Source organism: Kitasatospora sp. UYEF31 (assembly GCF_057291755.1).
Genome location: NZ_JBXAWK010000020.1, coordinates 37,177 through 49,740, shown reverse-complemented (window position 1 = coordinate 49,740; position 12,564 = coordinate 37,177). Strand labels below are relative to the sequence as shown.

Annotated in this window: 6 protein-coding genes; 2 read left to right on the top strand and 4 right to left on the bottom strand. The window is 71.7% G+C overall.

What is annotated here, in order from left to right:
* Window positions 1-271 precede the first annotated feature (271 nt).
* A complete protein-coding gene (locus AC0Z36_RS12750; protein WP_485462930.1) occupies window positions 272-1,141 on the top strand; it encodes an endonuclease/exonuclease/phosphatase family protein in 870 nt (289 codons plus the stop codon).
* Window positions 1,142-1,152: 11 nt separating this feature from the next.
* Here the strand turns inward: AC0Z36_RS12750 and AC0Z36_RS12745 are convergent, their stop codons facing one another.
* From AC0Z36_RS12745 to AC0Z36_RS12730, 4 genes are all read right to left on the bottom strand, one after another.
* The gene (locus AC0Z36_RS12745; RefSeq protein ID WP_485462929.1) at window positions 1,153-2,328 is read right to left on the bottom strand and encodes a PP2C family protein-serine/threonine phosphatase; all 1,176 of its coding nucleotides are present in this window, start codon (window positions 2,326-2,328) and stop codon (window positions 1,153-1,155) included.
* A gap of 136 nt (window positions 2,329-2,464) precedes the next feature.
* A complete protein-coding gene (locus AC0Z36_RS12740; protein WP_485462928.1) occupies window positions 2,465-6,103 on the bottom strand; it encodes an ATP-dependent helicase in 3,639 nt (1,212 codons plus the stop codon).
* A 46-nt stretch (window positions 6,104-6,149) separates the two neighbouring features.
* A complete protein-coding gene (locus AC0Z36_RS12735) occupies window positions 6,150-9,380 on the bottom strand; it encodes an ATP-dependent helicase (RefSeq protein ID WP_485462927.1) in 3,231 nt (1,076 codons plus the stop codon).
* A gap of 143 nt (window positions 9,381-9,523) precedes the next feature.
* Window positions 9,524-9,886, bottom strand: coding sequence for an MGMT family protein (locus tag AC0Z36_RS12730; RefSeq protein WP_485462972.1), 363 nt, complete (start codon window positions 9,884-9,886; stop codon window positions 9,524-9,526).
* A gap of 187 nt (window positions 9,887-10,073) precedes the next feature.
* Here AC0Z36_RS12730 and AC0Z36_RS12725 point away from each other — a divergent pair, with 187 nt between their 5' ends.
* A complete protein-coding gene (locus tag AC0Z36_RS12725; RefSeq protein WP_485462926.1) occupies window positions 10,074-12,491 on the top strand; it encodes a lysylphosphatidylglycerol synthase transmembrane domain-containing protein in 2,418 nt (805 codons plus the stop codon).
* The last annotated feature ends 73 nt before the right edge of the window (window positions 12,492-12,564 follow it).

Genomic DNA, 12,564 nt, shown 5'->3' with positions numbered 1-12,564 from the left:
TCACCGGATTCCGAGCATGATCGACGCGATGGTGCTGACCACCGTATCCCTACCGCTTCCGGGTGGACGTCAGGTCTTCCCAGCGGTCAGCCTCCGGACCCGGACCACCGTCACGGGTTCCCGTACGGCCTCTTCGATCTTGACCTGGGCCTGGGAGCCGACCAGCCGGCGCTGTCCGGATCAGTCATGCTTGTCAACCCAGCGGCTCCGTGCGGACGCCGGATGCCGCTGATCGAGGACGCCGGGTCGTCAACCGTCGTACGGTCGGGGCATGCCTGAGCGGAAGACACTGCGTGTGGCCACGGTGAACCTGCTGCACGGGATGGACCTGGACAGCGGGTCGAGCGGCCCGGCCCGGCTCGCCGGGGCGCTGGCCGCGCTGGACGCGGACATCGTGGCCATGCAGGAGGTGGACCGGCACCAGGAACGGTCCGAAGGAGCCGACCAGACCGCGGTCGCGGCGGCGGCGCTCGGCATGGACGAGTGGCGGTTCCAGGCGTCGGTGCACGGGGTCCCGGCGGAGGGCGCGGGGTGGGTCACCGATCCGCCGGACCCGATCGGGCAACTGCTGTACGGTCCGGACGACGTCGGCCTGGGCGGTCCGTCGTACGGCGTCGCGCTCCTGTCCAAGCTGCCGGTCAACCGCTGGCGGGGGCGGCGCTTCCCGGCCGCTCCGGTGAGTCTTCCACTGCGGGTGCAGGGCCGCCGCGGGCTGGTCTCCGTACCGGACGAACCGCGGTCGGTGCTGGCCGCGGAGATCACCGGTCCGTACGGGCCTTTCACCGTGCTCGCCGCGCACCTGTCGTTCGTACCGGGATGGAATGTCTCGCAGCTCGCGCGGATCAGGCGGTCGACCGCCGATCTCCCGGAGCCGCAACTGCTGATGGGTGACTTCAACCTGCCGGGGAGGATCCCGCAGGCGGTGACCGGTCACGGGCGGCGGCGCACCGCGCGGTGGCGGCAGTTGGCGCGGGTGGCGACCTATCCGTCGTACGGGCCGCGGGTGCAGTTCGACCACGTGCTGGGCCTGGGGGTGGGGCCGGGCGCGGTGCACCGGACCGAGGCTGTGCGGCTCGGGGTGTCGGACCACTGCGCGCTGGTGGTGGAGATCGACCTCGGCGGCCGGGAGCGTCAGGGTTAGCAACTTCGGATTTACGCGGTGACAGTGCCGAGGTTCACGGGCTCTTCCAGGTCCTCGTCCGACCGGGTGTTCAGGCGGGCCTCGAACGGGGTGTACTGCAGCAGCATCATCGCCGCGTCGTCCTGGAGCGGGTGCCCGACGTGCCGCTGTACGTCGGCTTCGAGGCGGTCGAGGGTGTCGTCGACGCCCAGGAGGCTGTCGGCGGCCCGCTCGGTCAGCGGGTAGAACACCCCGGCCTCGTCGCGGGCCTCGGTGATGCCGTCGGTGTACAGCAGGACGCGGTCGCCGCCCTGGAGCCGGACGCGCAGCACCGGGATGTCCATCAGCATCGGGTCGAGGATGCCCAGCGGCGGCACCGTCTCCGCCGGGTCCAGCGGTTGGCAGCCGGCCGCGCGCAGCAGCAACGGGGACGGGTGTCCGCAGTTGACGACCTGGAGGTTCCCGGCGTCCGGGCCCGTGTCCGGGAAGCCGAGCAGGACGAGGGTCACGAACTCCTCGTCGTCGCGGTCCAGGCGGCGGTGCAGCGAGGCTGCGAGCCGCCGGGTCACGCCGTGCAGGTGCGGTTCCTCGTAGGCGGCCTCGCGAAAGGCGCCCAGGACTGCGGCGGCGGTCTGGACGGCCTCCAGGCCCTTGCCGCGGACGTCGCCGATGATCGCCCTGACCCCGAACGGCGTGTGGATGACTTCGTACAGGTCGCCGCCGATGCGGGCCTCGGCCGCGGCGGCGCGGTAGCGGACCCCGGCGCTCAGCCGGCCGATGCGGCGCGGGACCGGGCGGAGCAGGACCTCCTGGGCGGCCTCGGCGACGCTGCGGACGTTCCGGAGGGTGCGTTCCTGCCGGTTGCGGACGTGCACTCCGGCCCAGGCGATGACGGCGACCAGGCTGACGGCCAGCAGGCTGATGTACGGTTCGCCGCCGCCGTCGTCCTGTCCGGCGATGCTGAGCAGCAGGGCGACGGTGATGGCGAGGAGTCCGTTGAGGGCGGGGCCCCGCGGGGAGTCCGGGGTGAGACCGGCCAGTGCGGGGGCGACGGCGAGGAGCGGCCCGATGTGGACGTTCGGAGGTGTGCTGAAGGCGACGATTATGACCAGCAGGACGATGACCGGCGGGAATATCCGCAGGAGCCTGCCCGCGAACGGCAGGAGTCTGCGGCGGATCCGTCCGCGTGCCGCTGCGTCGCCGTTCATCCGCGGTTTTCCATCCCTTGGGTAATCTTGGTCACGTTCTGTACTGTCTGCACCGATCCGCTAAGAATCAGCCTGTTTGGAACACAATACGAGGCAATTTTTATCGGTGCATAGACCTCAGTCTTCCAAGACGTCACTATTTGTCGTCATAATCTGGCGTATTCCCTGTCGGATCGGCGTTAGGACCGGTGGTCCGGCCGGGCTGACCGACCTGGTCCAGGTCGTCGGCGAGCAGGCGTTCGAGCCCGGCGCGGCCCGGCAGACCGTCCGGCCGGACGACCTCGCCGGTGCGCACGTACAGGAACGCAGCCGTCACCCTGTCCACCGGCAGGCCCATCTGCTCCGCCCAGGCGAGCCGGTAGACGGCCAGTTGGAGGGGGTCGGCGTCCTGGACCCTGTTGGTCTTCCAGTCGACGACCTCGTAGCCGTCCGCCGTCCGGTACACGGCGTCGATCCGGCCCCGGATGATCCGGCCGGCGAGGAGCAGTTGGAAGGACGACTCGATCCGGTACGGCTTGCGCGCGGCGTAATCCGTACGCGCGAACGCTTCTTTGAGGCCCGCCAGGTCGGCGTCGTCGGTGATCTCCTCGTCGGCCGCGCCGGGCAGGTCGTCGGGCTCCAGGAGTGGCTGCTCGCCGAACCGGGATTCGACCCAGGCGTGGAACTCTGTGCCGCGCCGGGCCGCGGGGGCCGGCGGGCGCGGCATCGGCCGGGCCAGTTCGCGGGCGAGGCCGTCCGGGTCCTCGGCCAGCCGCATCACCTGCGAGGCGGTCAGGGTCGCGGGCAGCGGCACCTCGCGGACGGTGGACCGACTGTGGCGCAGTTCCTCGGCCAGCCGGTCGAAGTCCTGGTCCCAGGAGTCGATCTTCTTCATGTCCTCGCAGGAAAGCATTTCCTCGTGCGCCGGCGATTCCTCCCGCGCCGGGTGCCCCGCGCGGACCGGCTCGTCCGGAGCGGACGGAGTGCCCGGAGCCGCCGGGGTGCTGTGGCCGTCCGCAGGCAGGTGCTCGCCGAATGACTCGTGCTCAGCCTGGTCGTACGGGTCGTAGTCAGGCTGGTCGTAGTCAGGCTGGTCGTCGTCAGGCTCAGGACCGTGTTCATGCTCGTAGTCGGGCTCCTGCGGCAGTGGCGGTTCGTCCTCCGACACCGGGTGTGCCCCGGCGTGGTCGCCGCGCCGGGCCGCCTCCAGGATCCGCATCTCCTCGTGCACCAGGAGTGCGGCCCGGCGCCGCTCGCCCAGCGCCACCGCGTCCAGCGGCAGCGGCCAGGCGATCTCCTGCGCCGTCGCGAACTGCGGGTTGTCCGCGCCTTCCGCCGGTGGTTCGGCCCAGGCCGCGACGTCGCCGTTGCCCGCCGCGCAGTGCTCCCGCAACGCGGTGAGGAACGTGGAAGGACCCCGCGGGCCCTTCTGTGTGGGACCCCACCAGTGCCCTGAGGCGATCAGCAGCTGTTTGGGCCGGGTGAAGGTGACGTAGCCGAGGCGGAGTTCCTCCGTACTGTTGTAGCCCTTCAGGTCTGCGTCGAAGGACTCGAAGTCCTTCTTGTCGAGCCCCGGAAGCTGCGGAAGGTGTCCGGCGTCGCCGCGCAGGGGGTAGGGCAGCACCTTCGCGGAGCGCATCCACTTGTCCGGGTTCTTGCTGCTGGGGAAGCCGCCGCCGACGGACTTCACCAGGCCGTGGACCAGCACCACCTCCCACTCCAGGCCCTTGGCTTTGTGCGCGGTGAGGACCTTCACCGAGTCGCCCGCGCCGGGGAGGCTGCTGTCCATGCCTTTGTCGTGCTGGTCGGCCGTACGGAGGTAGGCCAGGAACGCGGTGGCCGACGGGTCGCCGTCCAGGTCGGCGAAACTCGCGGCAGTGTCGAGGAAGGAGTGCAGAGTCTCGCGGCGGCGGGCGGCCAGCGCGGACGGCGAGGCCGACAGCTCCACTTCGAGCCCGGTCACCGCGAGGATGCGGTGCAGCAGGTCCATGAGCGGTTCGCCGAGGTGGCGGCGCAGTTCGCGGATCTCGGCGGCGAGCCGGGCGAACCGCACCCGGGCCTCGGCGGAGAACTTCAGCTCCTCACCCAGGTCTGACAGTGCGTCGGACAGTGACACCACCTCGGTGGGGTCCGCCCCGGCCACCGCGTCGTCGAGCCGGGCGTCCGCGGTGTCCCGCCCGCTCCCGGGCACCCGCACCAGCTGGGCCGCCCGGCGCCCCAGCATCGCCAGGTCGCGCGGGCCGATCCGCCAGCGCGGCCCGGCGAGCAGCCGGACGAGGGCGGCGTTGGCCGTCGGTTCGTCCAGCACCTCGCACACGGCCACCAGGTCGGCGACCTCCGGCAGGTGCAGCAGCCCGGACAGGCCGACGACCTCGACCGGGATCTCCCGGGCCACCAGCGCGGCCTGGATTCCGGCGAACTCCTTGGCCGTCCGGGCGAGGACCGCGACGTCCTTGAAGGCGATCGGGTCGCCGTTCTTGTCCAGCAGCGTCGCGACGGCGTTCTGGACCTGGTCGGCGACCCACTCGATCTCGTCCGACTGGGTGGGCAGCAGAGCGCAGCGCAGCCAGCCGGTCCGGTCCGCCCCGGGGCCCGGACGCAGCGCCTGGACGCCGGGGTGCAGGGCGCGCAGCGGTGCGGAGAGCTCGTTGGCGAACGCGAGGATGCGGCCTCCGCTGCGCCGGTTCTCGGCGAGGGAGAAGCGGTGGGCGTCGCTGCCGTCGCGGCGTGGGAAGTGCTCGGGGAAGTCGTCCAGGTTGGCGACCGACGCGCCGCGCCAGCCGTAGATGGCCTGGCAGGGGTCGCCGACGGCAGTGACGGGGTGGCCGCGGCCCGGGGCTTCGTCAAAACCTTCGCGTACACCGGCCGCACCCATGTCGGAAGAGCCGAACAGTGCGCGCAGGAACCGCTGTTGGGCGATCGAGGTGTCCTGGTACTCGTCGAGCAGCACGATTCTGTACGTGTCGCGGAGGATCTCGCCGACCTCGGGCCGTTCCTCGGCCAGGCGGGCCGCGCAGGCGATCTGGTCGCCGAAGTCGAGCAGGTCGAGGCGGGCTTTGGCCGCTTGGTAGGCGCCGACCAGGGTCGCCAGTTCGATGCGCTTGCGGGCCGCCTCGGCGGCCGTCTTCGCGCCGGGGGCCGGTTTGGCCAGCGCGGCCACTTCGGCGATGAGCGCCCGGTCGAATTCCTGGAGCTTCCCGGCGTCGATCAGGTGCTCGGCGAGGTCACCGCCCAGGGCCAGCATGTCGGTCACGATCGACGTAAGCCCGCCGGTCAGTTCCGGGAACGGCCCCGGGGCCTTCCTGGCCGCCCGGATCGCCAGCTGGTAGCGGGTCGCGTCGGCGAGCAGCCGTGCCGTGGGCTCCAGGCCGATCCGCAGGCCGTGTTCGGCCAGGAGCCGCCCGGAGAAGGCGTGGTAGGTGGAGATCGAGGGTTCCCCGGCGTCCTCCTCCTCGTCGTCCCCGGCGACGGGCGTCGGCTCGTCGGGCGACAGGAGTTTCAGCGCCTTGCGGACGCGGTCCGCGAGCTCCGCCGCGGCCTTGTTGGTGAAGGTGAGGCCGAGCACCTGGTCGGGCCGCACCCGGCCGGTGCCCACGAGCCACACCACCCGCGCGGTCATCACGGTGGTCTTGCCTGACCCTGCCCCGGCCACGATCACGGCCGGTTCGAGCGGTGCGGTGATCGCCGCCATCTGCTCAGGGGTGAATGCCCCGTCCCGCAGGAGAAGGGCGTTCAGGTCCTCGGGTGATTCAAGTACGCGCCGCACCGGAGTAACGGTAGACGTCCTGGGGGACATCGCCGCGCAGGGCGGCCACCACAGGTTCATCCGACGGCAGGTGGCCCTACTCCACGATCGTCCGGCCCTCAGTCCGTGCGCTGCAGCACCGGCGGAAGTCACAGTGGTCGCAGTGCCCCCCGGTGACCGGTGTGAACTGCTCCCCCAGGACCCGCCCGGCGACGTCGGCGAGCATGCTGGACACCCAGGTGTCGCCGTCCTCGCCGACGGCCGGCGGTGCCTGGTGCTGGACGACGGGCCCCGGGGCGTTCCTGGGCCGGTCGTGGCGCAGCTGCACGAGTTCGGCGCCGCCGAGTGCCGGCCGTGCGCCGCCGAAGGCCTCCACGTCGTCGAGCGCGCCGCCCGCCACCGCGGCCTGGTACACCGCGAGTTGCGGGTGTGCCTCGACCTCCTTGGCGGTGGGCTTCCGCTTGGTCGTCTTGAAGTCGACGACGTACGCGAGGCCGTCCGCGCCGCGTTCGACCCGGTCCATCGACCCGCGTACGGAGATGCGGTGCTCCCCGACCGTCAGTTCGACGTCGAAGGGGTGCTCGGTGGCCACGGCGGTGCGGTGCCGCTCCAGGGTGTGCCAGGTGAGGAAGCGCTCCAGCGCCGCCCGCGCCTCCTCCTTCTGCTGCGCCGACTGCCACGGGGCGTCGAACGCGAGCGCGTCCCAGACCCGGTCGAGGCGGTCCATCAGCACCGGCAGGGACGCCTCCGTCGTGCCGGACCCGACCTCGTCGGCCAGCGCGTGCACCACCAGGCCGAAGCCCTGCGCCGAGGTCGAGGGCGATTCGGCTTTGACCTCCCTGCTGAGGAACCAGCTGAGCGGGCACGTGAGGACCTTCTCCACCGCACTCCCGGAGAGCTGCACCGGTGCGCCCGGACTCCGTACGGGGATGCCCGGGTCGGTCGGCTCCACCAGCCCCCACCAGCGTTCCGGGTGCGCGGCCGGGACGAGTGGGAAGCCCTCCTCGTCGCGCAGGTCGGCCAGCTTGGCGAGGCGCCGCCCGGCCGCCCGGCGCAGCGCTTCGGGCTGCGCGGGGTCGACCAGGGTGGCGCGCAGTTCGGCGACCAGCGCGGACACCGCGAGCGGCCGGACGGGCCGGTCGGCGACGGAGGTGACCTCGACGCCCAGTTCCTCCAGGAATCTGGAGGCCCGCTCGCCGTCGTCGTATATCGAGTTCACCGCGGTGACGACCAGGCGTTCCCTGGCGCGGGTGACCGCGACGTAGAAAAGCCGCCGTTCCTCGCCGAGCAGCGCGCCGGCCGAGAGTGGTTCGGCGAGGCCTTCGGCCCCGATCCGGTCGGCCTCAAGCAGTGAGCCGCGACGCCGCAGGTCGGGCCACAGGCCTTCCTGCACCCCGGCGACCACAACAAGGCGCCACTGCAGTCCTTTGGAGCGGTGTGCGGTCAGCAGGCGTACGGATTCCCCGCGCAACGCGCGGTCGTCAAGGCGTTCACCGGGGATCTGCTGGGCCGTCAGTTCTTCGAGGAAGTTCAGTGCCCCGCGGTGCCCGGAGCGCTCCTCCGCGCGGGCGGCCACCCCGAACAGTGCGACCATCGCGTCGAGGTCCTTGTCTGCGTTGCGCCCGGCGGTGCCGCCGCGCAGCACCGCGCGCTCCAGACGGGCCGGCCACGGGGTGCCGTTCCACAGCTCCCACAGCGCCTCTTCGGCGGTGCCGCCGCCGTTGAGCACAGACCGGGCCTTGACCAGGAGGGTGCCCAGGCGCAGCGCGCCCGAGCCGACGGCCGCCTCCAGGGCGACCAACTGCCCGGGTTCGGCCAGCGCCGCGCGGATCAGCTCGGCGGACGGTTTGCTGTCGCCGACGGCTGTCCCGGCGGCCCGGTCCTCCGCGCGCAGCGCGCGCCCGAGCAGCCGCAGGTCGGCCGCGTCCAGGCCGCCGAGCGGGGACTGCAGCAGCAGCCGGGCGTTCTCGGTGGTCAGGGTGTCCGGGTCGGCGGCCACCCGCAGGGCGAGCAGCAACGGGGCCACGGACTGTTCGGCGGCGAGCGGCAGTTCGTCACCGGCGATCTCCAGGGGCACCCCGGCGGCGGTGAGCGCCCGGCGGACCGTCGGGATGGAGTGCGTGCCCGAACGCAGCAGCACGGCCATCTCGCCCCACGGCACGCCGTCCTCAAGGTGGGCGCGGCGCAGGATGTCGGCGATGTGCGCCAGCTCCGCCCCGGGGGTGGGGTAGGTGTACACCTCGACACGGCTGGGGTCGTCGGTGCCGGCGCGGTCGGGGACGAGGTCGCGGTGGGCCCGCAGCGCGGCGGCCGGGAGGCCGTGCAGCCGCATGCGCTCGGCGAACTTCCGGGAGGTCTTGAGCATCCCCGCCCCGGCCCGCCGGGACGTGCCGAGGACCTGGATGTCGGCGTCGGCCCCGTCGGTCTTCGGGAACCTCGTGTGGAAGTTGAGGATGCCGTTGATGTCCGCGCCGCGGAACGTGTAGATCGACTGGTCGGGGTCGCCGACCACGGTCAGGTCGCGGCCCTGCCCGGCGATCGCCTGGAGCAGCCGCACCTGCGCGGCGTCGGTGTCCTGGTACTCGTCGACGAACACCGCTTTGTACTGTTGCCGCAGTTGCCCACCCACCTCCGGCTGCTCGGCCAGTATCACCGCGCGGTGCACGAGCTCCGCGTAGTCAAGGACCCCCTGCGCGTCGAGCACGTCGAGGTACTCGGCGAGGAACCCGGAGGCGGCGAGCCAGTCGGTCCGGCCGATCCGCCGGGCGAAGGCGGCCAGGGCCTCCGGGTCGAGGCCGACCTCGCGGCTGCGCGCGATGACGTTGCGGACCTCGTCGGCGAACCCGCGGGTGCCCAGGGCCGCGCGCAGTTCGTCGGGCCAGCGCCCGGCGGACTCCTCCGCCTCCCCGGCGAGCAGCTCGCGGACGAAGACGTCCTGTTCGGGCCCGGACAGCAGCCGCAGCGGGTACGTGAACAGCTCCGGCGGCTGGTAGGCCCGGACCATGGCGTAACAGAACGCGTGGAACGTGGTCGCGTTCGGCACAGAGGTGGTGTGCGGCAGCCGGGTGGTGATGCGGTCCCGCAGCTCCTGCGCCGCCTTGCGGCTGAACGTCAGGATCAGGATCTCCTCCGGCGCGATCCCCCGCCCGACCCGCTCGGCGACCGCCTCGACCAGCGTCGTGGTCTTCCCCGTGCCGGGACCGGCGAGCACCAGGAGGGGGCCGCCCGGGTGGTCGACCACAGCCCGCTGCCGCGCGTCGAGCACCGGCGGCGGCGGGTTCGTGACGGGGGTGCGGCTGAGCCGGTACGCGGGGCGGGGGGTTGTCACAAGGGTGGACCTTTGAGGAAGGCGCGGATCTTAGAGCGGACGGCCGCCCACTCTGCCCCAGCGGGCCTCCGCATGCACACCGAAGGCCTCAAGAAACAGAAGAAGACATACGTACGACCGGGCTTGACTGCTTTCGTACGGCTTTACCCGGGTTCACTTCCGGAGCCGCGTTCAGCGACACTGCCGTCCCAACGCGCCCGGCCCATGTCCACCCGCTCACCCGACCGGCGCAACGGCGTCCCTTCAGTCCGGTAACGGCCCAGTGCCTCGGTCTCCTTGCCCGCGAGTGGGGTCCCGTCTGACCGCAGCACCCGCCACCACGGCGCCTCACCACCCGCGTACAACGACATCACCCTGCCGACCCGCCGCGGCCCGCCGTCCCCCAGGTATTCGGCGATGTCGCCGTAGGCCATCACCCGCCCCGGCGGGATGCGCAGCACCACATCGAGCACCCGCTCAGCGAACGGATTCGGCACACCCGCAGTCGGTTCGATCACCGGCCGCATCCTTCCAGACACCACTGACAAACCTCCGTCACAACAATCCGGAATACCCCCGGAACACCACGGAGCCAAAACCATCCCACCCGGTTACGCGTGCCCCATCGGTCCAATCAGCAGCGCGCATGCCACCATCAAAGCCGACGATGGACCAGTGTTAAGAGAACACAACGAGTGCGAGGAGAAGAACCGGATGGGCGCACCCGGACACGTGCGTGCCCCCGCGACCACTCCGTCGGTGGTCGAACCCTCCCAGCCGTTCCGCGTCCACCGAACCTCCGACCTGCTGCGGTTCCTCGTCGGTGTGGTCGCCATCGCCGTCCTGTTCGTCCTGATCAGCATCGCCCAGCAGACGACCAACGGCCTTGAGTCCGACATCATCCGCGGGGCCCAGGCCGGCTACCCGCACCTGCTGCTCAACCTCTCAGGGCGGTTCTTCGCCATAGCGGTCCTGGTCGTCCCGGTCGCGTACGGCGTCGAGCGGCTGCTGCGCCGCGACGGCCTGCGCGTGGCCGACGGCGTCATAGCGGCAGCGGTCACCTACGCCACCTCGATGGCCCTGGACTGGTGGCTCGTCGGCCCCGGGCCCGACTCCCTGTCCGACGCCCTCACCCGGCCGCTGGCTGACGGCACCGGCGGCGTCACCGACCCGATCCACGGCTACATCGCCCCGATCGTGGCGTACGTGACCGCCGTGGGAATGTCCCGCAGGCCGCAGTGGTCGGCCCTGGTCTGGGCTCTGATCACGCTGAACGCCGCGACCGTCCTGGTCGGCGGCTTCACCACTCCGCTGGCCCTGATCACGAGTCTGCTGTTCGGCCGCACCATGGCGCACCTGACCGTGTACATGGTCGGCACCACCAACTCCCGGCCGCCCGGCACGGCGGTCATCGCCACCCTGCAACGGTTCGGCCTGCACCCGGTCTCGGCCGTCCGCGGCGGCGACGGGCCCGACGAGAGCCGCCGCTACCTCGTCACCCTCGCCGACAAACGGCAGCTCCACGTCGCCGTCCTCGACCGCGACCAGCAGGCGTCCGGGTCGCTGTACCGCATGTACCGGCGGCTGCGGCTGCGCAGTTTCACCCACCGCCGCGCGCTCCTGACCCTGCGCCGCGCCATGGAGCAGGAGTCGCTGATCGCGTACGCGGCGGCCGACGCCGGGGTGGCCACCCCCAAGCTCGTAGCCGTCGCCGAGATCGGCTCGGACGCGGCCCTGCTCGCGTACTGCCACGTCCCCGGCGACCGTACGCTGGACGACCTGGCCGACACGGAGATCCCCGACGCCCTCCTGGAGGACGTCTGGACGCAGTTGTCGAAGCTCCAGGCCCACCGGCTGACCCACCGCCAGCTGATCGGCGGCTCGATCCTGATCTCCGACGCGGGCCGGGCCTACCTGATCGACCTGCGCGGCGGCGAGATCGCCGCAGGCGACCTGTCGATGCGGATCGACACCGCGCAGCTGCTGACCACGCTCGCGCTGCGGGTCGGCGAGGAGCGGGCCGTACGGACGGCCGTCGGCATCCTGGGCGCCGACACCGTCGCCGCCGCGCTGCCGCTGCTCCAGAAGGTCGCGCTGAGCCGGACGACCCGGACGGCGCTGCGCAAGGACAAGACACTGCTGTCCCGGCTGCGCGAGCAGATCCTGGCGGTGCGGCCCCGGGCCGAAGCCGAGCCGGCCCGCCTGGAGCGGGTCCGGCCGCGCACGATCATCACTCTGGTGGGCGGTGCGTTCGCCGGCTACTTCCTGCTGTCCCAGTTGACCCACGCCGACCTGGGTTCCATCTTCCACCGGGCGAACTGGGGCTGGGCCGCGATCGGTTTGGTCGCGAGTTCGCTGTCCTACCTGGCCGCGGCTCTGATGCTCCTCGGCTTCGTCCCGGAACGTCTTTCGGTCGTACGGACGACTGTCGTGCAGCTGGCCGGCTCGTTCGTGAAACTGGTGGCCCCCGCCGCGGTGGGCGGGGTCGCGCTGAACACCCGCTACCTGCAGAAGGCCGGGATCCCACCGGCGCTGGCCGCGGCGAGTGTGGGTGTCTCCCAGCTGTTCGGGCTGGTGTTCCACATCGCACTGCTCGCCCTGTTCGGCTACATCGCCGGCACGGAGGAGACCCCGTCGTTCGCCCCGTCGGGCGCGGTGATCGCCGGGCTGCTCGCCGTCGCCCTGGTGATCCTGCTTGTGCTGGCCGTGCCGCAGGTGCGCCGGGTCATCACGAGCAAGGTCGGCGAACTGTTCTCCAACATCGTGCCGCGGCTGCTCGACGTACTGCAGAATCCAGCCAAACTGGCGGCCGGCCTGGGCGGCTCGCTGCTGCTCACGACGGCGTTCGTGCTGTGCCTGGACGCGTCAGTCCGCGCCTTCGGCGGCTCGGCCTCGTTCGCCGCGATCGCCGTGGTCTTCCTGGCGGGCAACGCGATCGGCAACGCGGCCCCCACACCCGGCGGCATCGGCGCGGTCGAGGCCGCGCTGATCGCAGGTCTCACCACAACAGTGCGGCTCCCCCTGGAGACGGCCACCGGGGCGGTGCTGCTGTTCCGTTTCCTGACGTTCTGGCTGCCGGTGCTGCCGGGGTGGATAGCGTTCACCTACTTGCAGCGCAAGCAGGCGATCTAAGCGCAAGCAGGCGATCTAGAAGGCCACTGAAAATCCAGGCCAGGCTCGCGACGCCCGACACGGCCCCGGCACT

Bases quoted from the DNA above. Each gene is read 5' to 3' on its own strand.
- AC0Z36_RS12750 (WP_485462930.1), top strand. From the start codon at position 272: ATGCCTGAGCGGAAGACACTGCGTGTGGCCACGGTGAACCTGCTGCAC.
- AC0Z36_RS12745 (WP_485462929.1), bottom strand. From the start codon at position 2,328: ATGAACGGCGACGCAGCGGCACGCGGACGGATCCGCCGCAGACTCCTG.
- AC0Z36_RS12740 (WP_485462928.1), bottom strand. From the start codon at position 6,103: ATGTCCCCCAGGACGTCTACCGTTACTCCGGTGCGGCGCGTACTTGAA.
- AC0Z36_RS12730 (WP_485462972.1), bottom strand. From the start codon at position 9,886: ATGCGGCCGGTGATCGAACCGACTGCGGGTGTGCCGAATCCGTTCGCT.
- AC0Z36_RS12725 (WP_485462926.1), top strand. From the start codon at position 10,074: ATGGGCGCACCCGGACACGTGCGTGCCCCCGCGACCACTCCGTCGGTG.